At 58.9% G+C, this 16856-nt stretch carries 16 protein-coding genes; 4 read left to right on the top strand and 12 right to left on the bottom strand.

Annotated features, from left to right (window positions below):
* The first annotated feature begins 162 nt into the window (after positions 1-162).
* From ALP8811_RS03365 to ALP8811_RS03350, 4 genes are read left to right on the top strand one after another with little or no spacing between them, the layout of a single operon-like run.
* Positions 163-1251 carry an AI-2E family transporter gene (locus tag ALP8811_RS03365; RefSeq protein WP_108855762.1) on the top strand — a complete coding sequence of 363 codons (1089 nt, stop codon included), beginning with the start codon at positions 163-165 and terminating at the stop codon, positions 1249-1251.
* Positions 1251-1934 (top strand): P-loop NTPase family protein, encoded by a 684-nt coding sequence (locus ALP8811_RS03360; protein ID WP_108855761.1) that lies wholly within the window; start codon positions 1251-1253, stop codon positions 1932-1934. The genes ALP8811_RS03365 and ALP8811_RS03360 overlap by 1 nt, the downstream gene beginning before the upstream one ends.
* 41 nt (positions 1935-1975) lie before the next feature.
* Positions 1976-4174 (top strand): RNA degradosome polyphosphate kinase, encoded by a 2199-nt coding sequence (locus tag ALP8811_RS03355; RefSeq protein WP_108855760.1) that lies wholly within the window; start codon positions 1976-1978, stop codon positions 4172-4174.
* Between the two features lie 50 nt (positions 4175-4224).
* Positions 4225-5766, top strand: a complete 1542-nt coding sequence (locus ALP8811_RS03350) for a Ppx/GppA family phosphatase (protein ID WP_108855759.1) — start codon at positions 4225-4227, stop codon at positions 5764-5766.
* A gap of 6 nt (positions 5767-5772) precedes the next feature.
* Here ALP8811_RS03350 and ALP8811_RS03345 read toward each other — a convergent pair whose 3' ends face one another.
* The 12 genes from ALP8811_RS03345 to ALP8811_RS03290 all read right to left on the bottom strand — a co-directional run bounded on the left by ALP8811_RS03345 (position 5773) and on the right by ALP8811_RS03290 (position 16856).
* Positions 5773-6096, bottom strand: a complete 324-nt coding sequence (locus tag ALP8811_RS03345; protein WP_108855758.1) for a hypothetical protein — start codon at positions 6094-6096, stop codon at positions 5773-5775.
* Between the two features lie 36 nt (positions 6097-6132).
* Entirely contained in the window at positions 6133-7158 is a 1026-nt protein-coding gene (locus ALP8811_RS03340; RefSeq protein ID WP_108855757.1) for an endonuclease/exonuclease/phosphatase family protein, read from the bottom strand.
* Positions 7158-7838: a molecular chaperone DjiA gene (locus ALP8811_RS03335; protein WP_108855756.1), complete on the bottom strand. Its 681-nt coding sequence runs from the start codon at positions 7836-7838 to the stop codon at positions 7158-7160. Before ALP8811_RS03335 ends, ALP8811_RS03340 begins: the two co-directional genes overlap by 1 nt.
* A gap of 30 nt (positions 7839-7868) precedes the next feature.
* Complete coding sequence (locus tag ALP8811_RS03330) at positions 7869-8324, bottom strand: GNAT family N-acetyltransferase (protein WP_108855755.1); 456 nt, start codon at positions 8322-8324, stop codon at positions 7869-7871.
* A gap of 17 nt (positions 8325-8341) precedes the next feature.
* Positions 8342-8956 carry a VOC family protein gene (locus ALP8811_RS03325; protein ID WP_108855754.1) on the bottom strand — a complete coding sequence of 205 codons (615 nt, stop codon included), beginning with the start codon at positions 8954-8956 and terminating at the stop codon, positions 8342-8344.
* 67 nt (positions 8957-9023) lie between these two features.
* Positions 9024-11150, bottom strand: coding sequence for a methylmalonyl-CoA mutase (gene scpA / locus ALP8811_RS03320; RefSeq protein ID WP_108855753.1), 2127 nt, complete (start codon positions 11148-11150; stop codon positions 9024-9026).
* Positions 11151-11208: 58 nt separating this feature from the next.
* Positions 11209-11724: a hypothetical protein gene (locus ALP8811_RS03315; protein ID WP_108855752.1), complete on the bottom strand. Its 516-nt coding sequence runs from the start codon at positions 11722-11724 to the stop codon at positions 11209-11211.
* On the bottom strand, positions 11721-13271 hold the full coding sequence (locus ALP8811_RS03310) for a DUF8728 domain-containing protein (protein WP_108855751.1): 1551 nt from the start codon (positions 13269-13271) through the stop codon (positions 11721-11723). Before ALP8811_RS03310 ends, ALP8811_RS03315 begins: the two co-directional genes overlap by 4 nt.
* Before the next feature lies 1 nt (position 13272).
* Positions 13273-15318: an acetyl-CoA carboxylase biotin carboxylase subunit gene (locus ALP8811_RS03305; protein WP_108855750.1), complete on the bottom strand. Its 2046-nt coding sequence runs from the start codon at positions 15316-15318 to the stop codon at positions 13273-13275.
* 143 nt (positions 15319-15461) lie between these two features.
* The gene (locus tag ALP8811_RS03300) at positions 15462-15668 is read right to left on the bottom strand and encodes a YMGG-like glycine zipper-containing protein (protein WP_108855749.1); all 207 of its coding nucleotides are present in this window, start codon (positions 15666-15668) and stop codon (positions 15462-15464) included.
* Between the two features lie 352 nt (positions 15669-16020).
* Positions 16021-16371 carry a hypothetical protein gene (locus tag ALP8811_RS03295; RefSeq protein WP_108857411.1) on the bottom strand — a complete coding sequence of 117 codons (351 nt, stop codon included), beginning with the start codon at positions 16369-16371 and terminating at the stop codon, positions 16021-16023.
* Positions 16372-16385: 14 nt separating this feature from the next.
* Positions 16386-16856 (bottom strand): DUF6497 family protein, encoded by a 471-nt coding sequence (locus ALP8811_RS03290; protein WP_108855748.1) that lies wholly within the window; start codon positions 16854-16856, stop codon positions 16386-16388.

Raw genomic sequence — 16856 nt, 5'->3', positions numbered from 1 at the left:
TCTGACGGGCCATATTGACCCTGACAAGCTGGTCAAGCGCAAGCGGAATTAGAAAACTGGCGCAAGAACCGGCCGATGGCTTCAGTAGCCATATTTCGCCGTACCCTTGAAAACCCCGTTGGCTTGGGCGACATAGAAGAAAGTTCATTTACCGGAGCCCATATGCCGCTTCCCGTTCAGACACAGGCCAAGTACTGGTCGATTGTCATCGCCATTTTCGCCCTTGCCCTGTGGTTTCTGGGTGATGTGATCATGCCTTTCATTCTCGGGGGGGCGATTGCCTATTTTCTGGACCCTGTCGCAGACCGGCTTGAAAAAGCTGGATTGTCGCGTGTGGTTTCAACGGTGGTGATCTCGCTTGTTGCGGTTCTGGTCGTGATCTTGGGTTTCCTTCTGGTGATTCCAACACTTGTGTCGCAAGCTGTCGCGCTGGCTAATTCCGCCCCGGACCTGCTGCGTGAACTGCAAGCTTTTCTAACCGAACGCTTCCCCGCGCTGATGGACGAAAGCTCGACCATGCGACAGTCGCTGGAAAGTCTGGGCCAGAAAATTCAGGAACGTGGCGGCGAGCTGGTCGGCACGCTGCTGTCCTCGGCGATGAGCGTCATCAACGTTGTGATCCTGTTGGTGGTTACGCCCGTTGTGGCCTTCTACATGCTGCTAGACTGGGACCGGATGGTCGAGAAAGTTGACAGCTTTTTGCCGTTGGATCACCGTCCTGCCATTCGCCAAATCGCCAGCGAAATCGACCGCACCTTGGCCAGCTTCATTCGCGGGCAAGGGTCGGTCTGCATTGTGCTGGGTACCTACTATGCCGTCGCTCTGATGCTTGTCGGGCTGCAATTCGGCCTCGTCGTGGGCTTCATCGCCGGCCTGATCACCTTCATCCCATATGTCGGCGCGCTGGTCGGTGGCGCTTTGGCCATCGGGCTGGGTCTGTTCCAGTTCTGGGGTGAATGGTGGAGCCTCGGTGCGGTTGCCGTGATCTTTGCGCTGGGACAGTTCTTTGAAGGCAACATCCTGACTCCAAAACTGGTGGGCAGTTCCGTCGGGCTGCATCCGGTCTGGCTGATGTTCGCCCTGTCGGTCTTTGGGTCGCTCTTTGGGTTTGTGGGAATGCTGGTCGCTGTTCCTGTCGCCGCCTCCATCGGCGTTGTCGCCCGCTTCTTCATCGCCAAGTACCAAACCGGACGGCTTTACCAAGGCATCACCGGGCAGCAAGCCGCGCTGGACGAGGACGTAGCCGACTGATGCCCGAACAACTGACCTTTGACCTGCCCGCGCACCCCGCGCAGGGGTTGGATGATTTTCTTGTCACCCCATCGAATGCCAATGCCATGGCGACGATCGAAAGCTGGCAGAACTGGCCCAATCGAAAGCTTGTCTTGGCAGGGGACGCCGGTACCGGCAAGACCCACCTGACCCATGTCTGGGCGGGGCTTTCGGGTGCGCAGATTCTTCAGGCCAGCTCTCTGCCTGACCTTCGGATCGAAGATTTGGCCGGCCAGTCCGTCGCCCTTGAAGACGCTGACCGAATTGCTGGAAATCCCGAGGCAGAGAAAGCGCTGTTCCATCTGCACAATCTGGTTTTGGCCGAAGGTGGCGCGCTGCTGGTCACTGCCCGCTCGGCCCCGTCTCGTTGGGGGGTGACCCTGCCCGACCTGAAAAGCCGGATGGAGGGCACAACCTTGGCTCGTCTCGACCCGCCTGACGACATGTTGCTCTCGGCGGTGTTGGTCAAACTGTTCCATGATCGCCAGATCACGGTTCCCGCCAACCTGATCGACTATCTGCTGCCGCGCATGGAGCGGTCGCTGGCAGAAGCCGCGCGTCTGGTCTCGGTTCTGGATCAGGCGGCTCTGTCAGAAGGTCGCGCTCTTACCCGAGTATTGGCGGCACGCGTTCTGGACAAAGACCCGGAAACCGAGGCATAACGTCACCTTCCCGTCACAGTTTCCCGCGATATAGTGCAGCCATGAATACACCCAAGACGCCCGAACTCCCACTGGCCGACTTCTTGTCCGCCGATTTCCCGCCCGCGACAGCGCTGCCTGCGGATGATTTTGCAGGCCCAAAACGGTTCTTCAACCGCGAGCTCAGCTGGCTAGGGTTCAACTGGCGTGTGTTGGAAGAAGCCGAAAACAACCGCGTTCCGCTGTTGGAGCGTCTGCGGTTTCTGTCGATTTCGGCGGCAAACTTGGACGAGTTTTATACCGTGCGTGTCGCAGGTCTGCGCGAGTTGGTTCGCGAAGGCGTATCGACCCCAGCAGCCGACGGCCTTAGCCCCAGCGAACAGCTGAAGCTGATCGACGCGGATGCCCGCGCGTTGATGGCGCGGCAGCAATCCGTGTTTGAAATCCTGTCGGGTGAAATGCGCACGGAAGGTATCATCATCGCCCGCCGTGAAGATCTGACCGATGCAGACCGCACCCATCTGGACCATGTCTTTCTGACTCAGGTTTTCCCGGTTCTGTCCCCGTTGGCCATCGACCCAGCCCACCCGTTCCCCTTCATCCCAAACACCGGCTATTCGCTGGCGTTGCAATTGGAACGTGCCAAGGACAAGCAAAAACTGAAGGCGCTACTGCCGATCCCGCATCAGATTGACCGCTTCGTCCCCCTGCCCGCAGGCGACGGCCAGTTCCGTTTCCTGCCGCTGGAAGACCTGCTGCTTGAGCATCTGAACCAGCTTTTCCCCGGATACGAAGAAAAAGGTCATTGCGCCTTCCGTATCCTGCGCGACAGCGATCTTGAGGTCGAAGACGAAGCCGAAGATCTGGTTCGCGAATTCGAAACTGCCTTGAAACGCCGCCGCCGGGGCGGAGTTGTCCGTCTGAAGATCACCGCTGGCGCCCCCTCTGCCCTTCTGTCCATGATCAAACGCGAGCTGCGTATCTCGAGCCAAGAGATCGTCGAGGCAAACGGCATGATTGGCATGGCCGATCTAAGCGAGCTGGTCTTGAAAGAGCGTCCAGATCTGCTGTGGCCAAGTTTCACGCCGCGAGTTCCCGAACGCGTGCAGGACCACGAGGGCGATATGTTCGCAGCGATCCGGCAAAAGGACATGCTGCTGCACCACCCCTATGAAACCTTCGACATGGTGGTCCGCTTCCTGCATCAGGCCGCGCGTGACCCCAATGTTGTTGCGATTAAGCAGACGCTCTATCGCACGTCCCATGACAGCCCGATCGTGAAGGCGCTGTGTGAAGCCGCTGAAGATGGCAAGTCGGTTACCGCGCTGGTCGAGCTGAAGGCCCGTTTTGACGAAGCCGCCAACATCCGTCAGTCGCGACGGCTGGAACGTGCGGGTGCGCATGTGACCTATGGATTCATCAACTATAAAACCCACGCCAAGATCTCGACCGTGGTGCGGCGTGAAGGAGACGAGCTGGTCACGTATACGCACTATGGCACCGGGAACTATCACCCGATTACGGCGCGGATTTATACCGACCTGAGCCTCTTTACCTGTGACACCGCTCTGGGGCGCGACGCAACGCGGGTCTTCAACTATCTTTCCGGGTACGCCGAACCGCAAAGCCTTGAGAATCTGGCCATTTCTCCGCTGGACCTAAAGTCGTCCTTGATCAAGCGGATCCAGAACGAAGCCGCGTTCGCAAAAGAGGGCAAGCCAGCGCAAATCTGGGCTAAAATGAACTCTCTGGTCGAACCGGACGTCATCGACGCGCTTTACGAAGCCAGCCAAGCGGGTGTGAAAATCAGCCTCGTGGTGCGCGGCATCTGCGGGCTTCGGCCCGGCATCAAGGGGCTGTCAGAGAACATCCGGGTCAAGTCTATCGTGGGCCGGTTCCTTGAACACTCGCGCATTGTTTGCTTCGGCAATGGCCATGGCTTGCCGTCGAAAAAAGCGCGCGTCTTCATGTCCTCAGCCGATTGGATGGGCCGCAACCTGAACCGCCGCGTGGAAACGCTGGTCGAGATCAAGAACGCCACCGTGAAGGCCCAGATCGTCAGCCAGATCATGGCCGCAAATCTTGCAGATGTCGCGCAAAGCTGGGTGATGGGGCCGGACGGCAAGTTCAGCCGCGCAGATCTTGGCGTGATCGAGCGTCCGTTCAACTGCCACCGCTTCTTCATGGAAAACTCGTCCCTATCGGGCCGCGGATCCGCCGGTGCCTCGGATGTGCCCGAACTAACGCATTCACAAGATTGAGATATGTCTGACGCGCCGCTAGAGTACACTCACTGAGACGGGGGGATTCTATGGACGGACGTGGCGATACCGGGGACGATTGGGGCCCGTTTGGACGACCACTGTTTGACGACCCCTCGGCCCGCAGGCTTAGCCGCGTTGGCGTGGTGGATGTGGGGTCAAACTCGGTTCGTCTAGTGGTATTCGACGGGGCTGCCCGCTCGCCTGCCTATTTCTTCAACGAAAAAATCCTCTGCGGCTTGGGCCGTGGAATTGCTGAAACGGGTCATCTTCATCCAGAAGGTCGCGCCCGTGCTTTGTCGGCGATCAAACGCTTTCAACGGCTGGCCGACGGCATGAACCTTGGCCCGCTGTCAGCTGTCGCCACCGCTGCGGTACGCGACGCCGAAGATGGCCCGGACTTCCGCGAACAGGTTCTGCGCGAAACCGGGTTGGAGCTTTACGTCATCGACGGCGAGGAAGAAGCCCGCCTGTCCGCCCAAGGTGTCCTTCTGGGCTGGCCCGAAGCGCAGGGGCTTATGTGTGACATCGGCGGCTCGTCGCTGGAACTGGCCCATATTCGGACCGGAGAGGTCGGCAAACGAGTCACCTCGCCCCTTGGGCCCCTGAAACTTGCAGGTGTGCCCGGCGGCAAAAAAGGTCTGAAGGCCGAGATTGCCCGCGTCGTGGATGAGCTGGCCGCCGAGATGGGTACCGACCACAAACGGCTGTTCCTTGTGGGCGGATCGTGGCGTGCTATTGCGCGCCTGGACATGGAACGTCGCGGCTATCCTCTGACCGTGCTGCATGAATACCGGATGACGCCAAAGTCGCTGGCCAAGACCCTGAAATGGATCGAAGAGGTCGATCTGGACGAGGTTCGTCAACACACGGGCACATCCTCGGCCCGTATGGCGCTGGTCCCTATCGCAGCACAGGTTTTGAAACGCCTGATGCACGTCTTCCGCCCGAAAGAGATCGCCGTCAGTTCCTATGGCATCCGCGAGGGGCTGCTATATGAACAGATGCCCGACCGGCTGCGTAAACGCGATCCGTTGATCGAGGCGTGTTACCACGCGGAAAAGAAAGACGCGCGCAATCCAGGGTTTGGCAAGGCGCTGTTTCGGTTCCTGACGCCGCTCTACAAATCGCTAAAACCCGATGACCTGCGCATTATTCGCGCCGCCTGTCTGCTGCATGACGTCAGCTGGCGCGCGCACCCGGATTACCGGCACGAGGTTTGCTTCGACAACGCCACCCGCGCCAATCTGGGGGGGCTAACCCATGAACAACGTGTTTTCTTGGGGCTGGCTCTTCTGCATCGCTATAAAAACAGCCGCGATGGGTCGCATTTCGAGCCACTTTTCGAAATCCTGCCTGAAAAGATGCTGGCCCGGGCCGAAGTTTTGGGAAAAGCGATGCGGTTCGGAGCCATGTTTTCGGTTGAAGACCCGACGCGCATGGCTGAACTCCGCTGGTTCCCGAAGAAACGCGAACTCGTTCTGTATCTGAAGAAAGAAGCGGACGGATTGTTTGGCGAAGTGGCCGAAGCACGTTTCCAGACACTGGCCGACGCGCTGGATGCCACGCCCATCGTGAAGAAGAAACGCTAGTTCGGTTCAGATATCCGTCTCGCCGGGTTCCGATGGATCAAGCGGGGTGCGACGGCGGATGATGATATCCCCATTGGGCAGCACTTCAGGCGGATGATAGACCTGCATGTCGCCAAACTTCTCAACCAGATCGGCCCAGCCCTCGGACCATTCCTGCGCCATTGGTTCTATTTCGTTGGCAAGCCCTTCCAGAAGCAGTTGAAAGCCCCGGTTCAAAAGCTCGGCCCCTTCCGCAAGTTCGGGGTTGTCAGGCGGCGTATCGTCCTGCGCAACGGCGGGTCCGGTCGCTAGAAGCAAAGCAAGGGCAGTGGATGTCGCAAAATGTTTCATAATTTAAATGTAGGCAGCCACAGCCCAATGTGAAGGTCAGAGCTTCAAATCTATCGATACCGGGAAGTGATCCGAGGCCGTCAACAACGCCTCGCGCAGAGAAACATCCTGATAGCAGAGCGAGTCATCAAACGGATGCCAGATGCGCCAATTTGGCTTGGTCGCCAGCAGGTCCGGAGACACCATGATGTAGTCCAAAAGCGCCTGCAAATACCGCTTCTCCTTGGCGATATAAAACCGCGAGGTGGTTGGTCGGACGCCCGTGCGTTGCAACAGCGCCATGCGGGCATGTGGGTCATACATGCAGGTTGCCTTGCCCTCGCCCAACACAACCTCGACCCCGGACCGCCCGAATAGCTTTTCGTATTCGTCCAATCCCGGACCATCGTTAAAATCGCCCAGCACGATCAGCGGCTCGCCGACGTCCAGATGTTCATCCACGCGACGACGGATCCAAATACATTGCGCCATTTGCTTACGGCGATTTTCGATGGCGACGCGCATAACTTCAGCCGCTCCACGTGCGCCGTGGGGGGCTTTCGACTTGGCATGCACGCCAAGCAATCGCAGTTCTTTACCGCTTTCACGATGGGTCAACGCAACCTCAAGCGGCGGCTTGGAAAACACCACAATTTCAGGTGTAGCATCGGTGTCCAGATCAAGCTCGAAACTGCTGTCAAACCGTGGCGCGGCATAGGCATCATCCACGTTCTCGGCCCCCAGCGGGTCATGCCGCGCGCTGATCACGCGAGGATCATAAAGCAACGCAATTTCCTGCTGCGTGTCATTGGCAAACCCAATCATCGCCTTGCGCGCCCGAAGTCCAAAGATCTCAGCAAAGGTTTCCAGTGCAGGAATGGTGTCACGTTTGCGGCTCTGATCCGGTGCTTCGATGATCATGACTGCATCGGCATCCATCGCCTGAAACACCTTGCCCACCGCGTCCCATTGGGCGGCTCGGGTGACGTCCTGACGACCGGACCACCCATTGTCCACAATCGGGATTCCGTCGTCATCGAACAGGTTGTCGAACCATTCGACATTATAGGTCGCGATCCGCATCATCCCTGCCCTGCGTTGATTTCTTCCCAAGCCCTGTTGACGGCAATCAAACGTTTCTCAGCCAGTTTGATGGCCTCTTCCGGGACGCCACGCGCAATCATGCGATCAGGGTGGCTTTCGCGTACTTCGTTCCGCCAGACCTTGCGGATCTCGGCCATCGTTGCGTCACGGGGCACGCCAAGCACCCGATAGGGATCGGGGTGTTCATCCGGAACCATACGCGAGCGGAGGGCCGCAAAGCGCTCATCGGGCATACCGAAGATCCGCGCGACCTCTTCCAAATAGGCGTTCTCGCCGGGGTGGTATTCGCCATCGGCAAGCGCGATGTGAAATAGCCCCTCCATCAAGTCGCAAAGCGCGGGATCGTCGGGGCCAAACATCGCCGCGACCCGTTGAGCATACAGCTCGAACCCGGCGACGTCAGTGCGGGCCAGATTGAACAGGCGGGCTGCGTTCTTTTCTTCCGACTGGGGGATGGTGAACACCTCGCGGAAGGCTGACACCTCGTCGCGTGTGACTAGTCCGTCTGCTTTGGCCATCTTCGCACCCAGCGCAATAACAGCGATTGCAAAACCGGCGGATCTTTCAGGCGGTGTGCGCAGATGTGAGAACACATCTGACAGGGTTTCGCCTTTGGCAAGCGCGGACAGCGCGTCGGATATTCTAGACCAGATCGACATAGGGAAGTGTTAGCGGCTTTCTCCAGCGGGTCACAGGATTTTCTGCATCAGCACAAGATCATGCCACTGATCGTGCTTTCGCCCAGCCTGTGGGATAACCCCAACAGTCTGATACCCCATGGCCGCATGGAACGGTTCTCCCATCGGGTTTGACCGTGACACGCCGGCGATCATCGAATGAAACCCTTGGGTGCGGGCTTCGTCTTCGATCTGAGTCATCAAGAACCGTCCAGCCCCGCGCCCGCGCGCATCTGGGTCCATCATGATCGAATGCTCTGCAGTGTGGGCATACCCGACCCCGGCTCGAAACTGGTCAAAACTGGCATAGCCGATCACTTGCCCAGCCTCTTCAGCAACCAGCATGCACTTCGCAGATTCGATGGCCGTTTCGACCTCGAGTCGCGTTTTCGGAACAGAGTTGAACGTGATCAGCGTTTCAAGGATCGCAAGGTTCCACAGCTTCTGAATGGCAGGAGCATCCGTCATTCTTGCCGCGCGGACAATCACAACTGAACCAACCCTGCTGGCGTGTCGATCCACCCGGCCAATCCCGGAGCGCCCGAGTGAACCGAGATGCGCTTGTCCTCGACCAGCGGGTGCAGTGCGACGGCTAGCGCTTCGGCTTCAGGATGCGTGATTTCAAGCGCAGCGAGCCGCAGCCCATGATCGGGCAATCGCGGCGCAGGCATGTCGCCCTTCCAAGACAGAAGCCCCGGCGCACACCCCGCGAAAGGCAAACGCCCGTCGGCGGGTACGGCCATATCCCAGTGCAGATCACCACGCGACAGTTGCAATTCGTCGCCCGATCCCTCCGGCGCACGTTGAAGCGCTTGATGCAGGTCCGGCACACGCAAAGCCCAGTTCGTCAAACGGGCCGGGCCGGTGAAGTAATCCAGATCGAACCAACGCGCGTGATCCGGCGCATCGGCGGCTGGGTTCACCGCGATCACTTCCAAGTAGGATGATGGGCCAAGGGACAGAAGGGCATTGTGGGTGCCCATGAGCGGATGGTCTCCTCCCTCCGACATGGACACCCCAAGCAGGTCCTCGATATACGCGACGCCTTCTGACAGGGTCGCGGAGGACACCACAAGATGATCTACTTCTCCCAGAGCCATATCGTCCCCTTCGATGGTCTGGGATGAGGCTGGCGGGAAACGCCGCCAGCCGCAAGTGTTTTCAGCCTTAGCTGCGAGCTTCGCGCACCAGTTTCAGGATGTCCTGAGCGGCCTCGGGAATGTTGGTGCCCGGCCCGAAGATGGCTTTTACGCCGTTCTCATACAGGAAATCATAGTCCTGCTGCGGGATCACACCGCCACAGATCACGATGATATCCTCGGCACCCTGCTCTTTCAGAGCCTGCACCAACTGCGGAGCCAGCGTCTTGTGACCAGCCGCCTGCGAGGAAATCCCCACGATGTGAACGTCGTTGTCGATGGCGTCCTGAGCAGCTTCATCCGGGGTCTGGAACAGCGGGCCTACGTCCACGTCAAAACCGATATCGGCAAAGGCTGTGGCGATAACCTTGGCACCACGGTCGTGACCGTCCTGACCCATTTTCACCACCAGCATACGCGGGCGACGGCCTTCATCGTCTGCAAAATCTTCGACCGATTTCTGGATCGCTGCAAAGCCTTCATCGCCTTCGTAAGCCGCGCCATAGACACCAGCCAGCGTTTTCACTTCGGCGCGGTGACGGCCGAACTCTTCTTCCATAGCCATGGAGATCTCTCCTACGGATGCGCGGGCGCGGGCGGCTTCGACGGCGGCTTCCAGAAGGTTTCCACCTTCTTTGGACCGGCGGGTCAGCTCAGCCAAAGCGGCTTCACACGCAGCAGCGTCGCGGGTCGCGCGGATGTTTTCAAGACGGGCGATCTGGCTGTCACGCACGGCCATGTTGTCCACGTCAAGAATGTCGATCGGGTCTTCTTTTTCCAGCTTGTGCTTGTTCACGCCAACGATGACTTCGTCACCTTTGTCGATCATCGCCTGACGCTTGGCTGCCGATTCCTCGATCCGCAGTTTCGGCATACCCGAGGCCACAGCCTTGGTCATGCCGCCCATGCTTTCGACCTCTTCCATCAGCTCCCACGCTTTGTTGATCAGCTCGTCGGTCAGGCTTTCCACATAGTAAGAGCCCGCCAGCGGGTCGACCACGTTGGTCACGCCAGTTTCTTCCTGAAGAATGATCTGGGTGTTACGTGCGATACGCGCCGAGAAATCGGTGGGCAGCGCGATGGCTTCATCCAGCGCGTTGGTGTGCAGCGACTGGGTGCCACCAAGGGCTGCCGACATCGCTTCGTATGCGGTGCGGATCACGTTGTTATAGGGATCCTGTTCTTGCAGCGACACGCCCGAGGTCTGACAGTGGGTGCGCAGCATTTTCGACCGTTCCGACTTCGCGCCGAACTCGGTCATTACGCGGTGCCACAAGGTCCGGGCGGCGCGCAGTTTTGCGGCTTCCATGAAGAAGTTCATGCCGATGGCGAAGAAGAAGCTCAGGCGGCCTGCGAACTTGTCCACGTCCATGCCTGCCTCGATGGCGGCACGCACATATTCGCGACCATCAGCCAGCGTATAGGCAAGCTCTTGCACCAGGTTCGCGCCGGCTTCCTGCATGTGATAGCCGGAAATCGAGATCGAGTTGAATTTCGGCATCTCGTTCGAGGTATACTCGATGATGTCCGAGATGATCTTCATCGACGGCTCAGGCGGATAGATATAGGTGTTACGCACCATGAATTCTTTCAGAATGTCGTTCTGAATGGTGCCCGCCAGCAGCGCTTTGTCATGGCCTTGTTCTTCACCAGCGACGATGAAGCTGGCAAGGATCGGGACAACCGCGCCGTTCATGGTCATCGAGACCGAGACCTTATCCAGCGGAATGCCGTCGAACAGAATCTTCATGTCTTCGACGCTATCGATCGCCACACCTGCTTTACCCACATCACCCACAACGCGCGGGTGATCCGAGTCGTAACCACGGTGCGTGGCAAGGTCGAAGGCAACCGACACGCCCTGCTGACCAGCAGCAAGGTTGCGGCGGTAGAAGGCGTTGGATTCTTCGGCGGTCGAGAAGCCTGCGTATTGACGGATCGTCCACGGGCGCCCCGCATACATGGTCGCCTTCACACCGCGGGTAAACGGGCCAAAGCCGGGCAGCGTGCCCATATGGTCAAGATCAGCCGTGTCTTCCGCCGTATAAAGCGGCTTCACGTCGATCCCTTCCAGCGTGTTCCAAGTCAAATCATCAAGGGCACGGCCACGAAGTTCCTTCTCGGCCAGTTCCTTCCAGTTCTTTGTGTCGCTCATATTGTCGTCCTTTTCGTCTTGGCGCGCCCGTGGGCGCTGGCTGGTTCCGAGCCGCGGGTCACAGAGGATCTCCGGCGGCAAAAAAGAGTTTTCGTTCTACGGGATCGAGGATCATGACACCCCCTACCCCAGTGTCATAGGCAATCGTCGCACCGGGCCGCGTCAGGGCGCGGTGAAAGTCTTGGCTGTCCGTATCCGACAGGCATTTTCCAACCAGCGCGGCGGCGGCAAGCGCCTGACGGCCAAAGGCGCCATCCTCAGACGTCAGCATTTCGTCCGTCAGGGCATGTGGTGTCTGCCCCTCGGCGCGCACGGCAGCTTTGCCTGCGCTTCGGAAAAGCTTTTGTGTTTCGACGCTGGTCGCGGCCATCGGCATCTCGGGCTTCACATCGTTCAGCGCGGCGCGGAACACGGCGGCGGTGCAGGTCATTTTGCTTTCGAAAGACAGGGTGTCTCCAAGTGTGAAGTATTGACCAAGGGCCGCGCGCAAATCGGCCTCACCATGCAGGTTGCAGCCCGTCAAAAGCGTAATGCTGGTGGCAGCAGCAAGGGGGATATGGCGCAGAAAGCTCATCCCGCACCTTCGTCGATCACGGTCAGGACCGCGTCACCCTGCACACGCGGAGCATATTCGGTCAGTTGGCGGCGGATGCCGTCGGCGGCAGTCGGAACGGTCGCATAGAAGCTTACGTCATAGCCGCCAAGAAACGCTGGTCCGCCTGTGAAGGTCAGCGTTCCAACCTTGATCCAATCTGCTCCGATACCTTCGTCAATCCAGCGGTCATAAACGATCGCCAGCTCGACCCCAGCATCACTCACCAAATCCGCGGCCCAGCCGGGATAGGGATCATCCAACCGGATCTTCAGCGCCTCGTAGGACGCCAAGCCCCACAGGTCGAGCACCTGATTGTCATTGGCCCAAACCACATATCCCAGATCATTCACGGCGACGGGTTTCTGGTACACCTCTTTCACGAAGCGGCTCATATTGCCGTGCTGCGAATAGATCGCGTTCGGGCCGTTGGTGCCGTTGAACAGCAGCCAATGGCCATAGGCAGCCCCCAGAAATCCGAAACCCACAAGAAGAAGCAGGCGCATCGTGTGCAACGTCTCGTCCCGCAGGACGACCATCATCACAAGGCCAAGCACGAAGGTCATAGCGTACAGCTCGTAGCGTTCGAACCAGCCGAACTGGCCCAGAAGCAAATGGCCAAATCCGGTGAACGCGGCCCCGACCAACAGGGTACGCAAGCGGCGGTCGATACCGGGACGGGCCAACAGAGCAACCGCGCAGAGAACCGTGATCAGCAGCACAACGGCTTTGCTGGAAAACAGTTGGACCAGCAGTTTGATCGGCAGATCGGCTGGCGAGAACCTGTCATGTCCACTGCCGGACAGTTTTGCCATGACCGAGTTGGGCAAAGGCTCCAACCCCAGCGAGGTCAGGAAATACATGAACCCTGCAACAAGTGCAGAAGCCGCCGCGAACAAACCAATAGCGATCGCCGTGCGGCCCATCAGCAGTAGGACAAGCGCGCCCCCGCCAGTCACGGCCAAACCTTCGAAACGGATCATTGGGCCAAGCACCATCCCGGCAACCAGAAGCCAGCTAATGCGGCCCTCGTCCATCTGGATCTGAAGCCCGCGCAGAACGGCGAGGCTGGCCAGAACATGCAGGCTGTGCTCCATGCCGACCATAGCTGCACCGGCAAAGTTGAACGCCAAGGGGCCAAGGGCCGCAAAGGTTAGCATCCAGCCCCGCGACGCACCACTTTTCGACACGATCCGTGCCCAAAGTACAGCGCCCAGCAACATGGCGACGGTATTCCAGAACAGGGGAAGCCACGCTTGTGCGGCCGTACCTGCAAAGGCTGTCAGCAAAAAGGGATAAATCGGCGAGGACGCGGCCGAGGTGAACTCGCCCGGGTTCACGCCATAGCCACCAGCGGCGATCTGTTCGGCAACCGCAAGGTGGATGTAAACGTCATCGAGCGGGTATTCGAAAACACCCGCCCGCACCAGGGCAACGCCCTGATAAAGCGCGAAGGCCACCACGCTGATCAGCACTGACATCAGTGTCAGCTGTCCCGACGTGCGGGACAACGTGGTGGCCTTGGTCATGTTATTCGAACTCCATGATCACTTCGTCAACAGCAAGGCTGTCGCCAGCGCCCGCGTTGATCTTAGAGACGATGCCCTTCTTCTCGGCGCGCAGGATGTTTTCCATTTTCATGGCTTCGATCGTGCACAGTGCCTGACCTTCCTGCACTTCCTGACCGACTTCAACATCGACCTTCACCACCAGACCCGGCATCGGGCACAGCAGCATTTTCGAGGTATCCGGCGGCAGTTTTTCCGGCATCAAACGGGCCAGTTCGGCCTGACGCGGCGTACGCACATGCACTTTCAGGTCAGCACCGCGCGAGCGCATACGGAAGCCCGAGGTGATCTTGTCGACCTTCAGAACCAGTGGCGATCCGTCCACATCCAGCGTGGCAAGGCTGTCGCCCGGCGTCCAGTCCGAGGCGACGCGCATTTTCGTGCCGTCTTCGAACTTGATGGTCGAGCCCTTCTTGTCGGCCTTGATCTTGACCGGGAACTCTTCGCCTTGCAGCGTCACAACCCAGTGCTTGCCCACTTTACGCTCGTGGTTGTCCATGCGGCCCGAGATACGGGTGCGACGGATTTCCGCAACGCGGTACATAGCCGCCGCCGAGGCTGCGATGCGCTTCAGGGCGTCTTTGCCCAGCTCCACACCTTCGAACCCGTCGGGGTACTGTTCCTCGATAAAGGCGGTGGTCATCTCGCCCTTGATGAAGATCGGGTGATCCATCACGGCGCTGACAAACGGCAGGTTATGACCAATGCCTTCCAGCTCGAAGCTGTCCAGCGCGTTGCGCATGGCTTCAATCGCCTCGTCACGGGTCGGCGCCCATGTGCAAAGCTTGGCAATCATCGGGTCGTAGTACATCGAGATCTCGCCGCCGTCATAAACGCCGGTGTCGTTACGTACAGCTGTCGAACCTTCGGTCGCTTCGTCTGCCCATTTACCGTTGTCCAGCATCGGGCCAGCGGCCACTTCTGCTGGCGGACGGTAACGGCTCAGACGACCGATCGAGGGCAGGAAGTTGCGATAGGGATCTTCCGCGTAAACGCGGTTTTCGATGGCCCAACCGTTCAGCTTCACGTCATCTTGTGTGATCGTCAGCTTCTCGCCTGCGGCCACGCGGATCATCTGCTCCACAAGGTCAACGCCGGTGATCAGCTCGGTCACGGGGTGTTCCACCTGCAAACGTGTGTTCATCTCAAGGAAATAGAAGTTCCGGTCACCATCGACGATGAATTCCACCGTGCCGGCGCTGGCGTAGTCTACTGCCTGCGCCAGAGCGACAGCCTGTTCGCCCATGGCTTTGCGGGTTGCCTCGTCAAGGAAAGGCGACGGGGCTTCTTCGACCACTTTCTGGTTACGACGCTGGATCGAGCACTCGCGCTCGCCCAGATAAATACCATTGCCATGGCTGTCGCACAGAACCTGAATTTCAATGTGACGCGGCTGGGTCACGAACTTTTCGATGAAGATACGATCATCACCGAAGCTGTTGGCCGCTTCGTTTTTGGACGACTGGAAACCTTCGCGGGCCTCTTCGTCGTTCCACGCGATGCGCATGCCTTTACCGCCGCCACCGGCCGAGGCTTTGATCATCACCGGATACCCGACCTGGTTCGAAATCTTAACCGCGTCATCCGCGTCTTCGATCAGGCCCATATAACCGGGAACCGTCGAAACATCGGCTTCCTGTGCAATCTTCTTCGAGGTGATCTTGTCACCCATCGCCTCGATCGCGCCTTTGGGCGGGCCGACGAAGGCGACGCCTTCAGCTTCCAGCGCTTCGGCAAATTTCGAGTTTTCCGACAGGAAGCCATAACCAGGGTGAACCGCTTCGGCGCCGGTTTCCTTGACCGCCTTCATCACGTTGTCGATGACGATGTAGGACTGGTTGGCCGGTGGGGGGCCGATATGAACGGCCTCGTCCGCCATCTTCACATGAAGCGCATCACGGTCGGCATCCGAATAGATCGCCACCGTCTGAATACCCATTTTGCGGGCGGTCTTGATCACGCGGCAAGCAATCTCGCCTCGGTTCGCAATCAGGATCTTGTTGAACATGTCCTGTCCTTTCGATTCATGTGAGGGCGCGACACTGCACAGTGTCACGCTGATTGACATAGAAAAGCCCGCCGGACCGGATGGTCTCGGCAGGCCGATTGTGTGTGTTGGGTCCGCGTTGGGCGGAACCAGAAGAATTCAGATCAGTTGCAGATACCGACGCCCACGTCATCGCAAAGCGCACCTGCGCCTGCACCGATGACTGCACCGGTAAGAAGGTTGCCGCTGGTTGCTTTTGCGACCACTGCGCCCGTGGCTGCGCCCACGCCGGCGCGCTGCAGGTCGTTCCACTGGCATCCCGCCAGAACGGCAAGGGCAAACGCCCCCACGAAAAGCTTTCTGTACTGCATGTGTGACTGCCTCTTTCAGAGTTGATTTTGGCAGTCATTGTGCCCTGATAGCGGGTGGTGCCCAAGGCATATTTTCTTGACCCGTTGCGCAAAGCGTGGCGCGAGCGCTGAACACGGCGCGAACGCCTATCAATGGGCGAAAAAAGACCCGATCCAGATGCCGAAGCACTGAACCGGGTAGAAGAAGGGGAAGGGTAATGGTTTCGACAAACCATTGCAGAGAACGGGGATTTGCTCTCTGCGTGTGTTACATGTTGGCATGAACCATGGCATGCGCAAGCCCCGTCCAGACGCGTCATGTCCGGTTGGGCTGTTTTTTGCCAATTGGTGTTCAATGCGGGCGAATTCATGCCTATTGTTCCTCGAATGCGTCCGGAAACGAGGCCCGCGCACGGGCTTCATCGATCACAAGAAGGGCTTCATAGTCTTCTGGGTCAAACGGATCCTGTGCTGGCAGTACCTCGCGATTGAATAGCCACGACAGACGCCCAGCATCCAGGTTGCCCCGCTCGAACGGCTGGTCCCCGAAATTGTCCCAGAGCGCTTTCATAAAGCCGTTGTCCGCACGTCGATCCGCCGGCTTGCGGTCGGCGTAGCGTTCGCGCGCAGCAAGCTTCGTCGCGCCCGTCTTGCTGGGCCGACGGATGACAAACTGAAAGTCCGTACCCGCAAGACGCCCGGGGAAGCCCTTGTGCTTCAACATGTAAGGCAGTGCCATTAGAACCCGTCCCAAACACACACCCCGTCTTCGGGGCGGAAAGCTTCGAAAAACTGGGTCGCATCCATGTCCGAGACACCGAACTCGACCCAACGATCTGCCAGAACGATCACGATCTGCTCTGGCTCTGTATCCGTGATCTTGGACAAATGCGGCAGCACATAGTCCTGACAGATCACAGCCATATCTTCTTCCGCCTGCGAGAATGCTATGCGTCCCGTGTTGCGGGAAATCTCGGGCGCCAGAAACCGGACATGTAGTGCCGATCCCTCTTGGTTGCCATCCTGCTGCCTAACTTCAAGCAGGGTGACCGTTTGGCCTGACGGAACCTCAAGTGGCGTACCGTCAAACCAGTCTTCTTGCGACGCTGCACATGTCGTGGGCACGGTTAGGGATAGGGCCAGGGTGGCAGCGGCAGCCGCCACCCCGGTCAGGCCACGCGGGCCCAGATATCCCGCCGTGCGACCCAT

Origin of the sequence: Aliiroseovarius pelagivivens, assembly GCF_900302485.1 — a bacterium.
GTDB classification, from domain to species: domain Bacteria; phylum Pseudomonadota; class Alphaproteobacteria; order Rhodobacterales; family Rhodobacteraceae; genus Aliiroseovarius; species Aliiroseovarius pelagivivens.
Note: the sequence above shows the minus strand (reverse complement) of the source record. Positions and strands in the feature narration are given on the sequence as shown.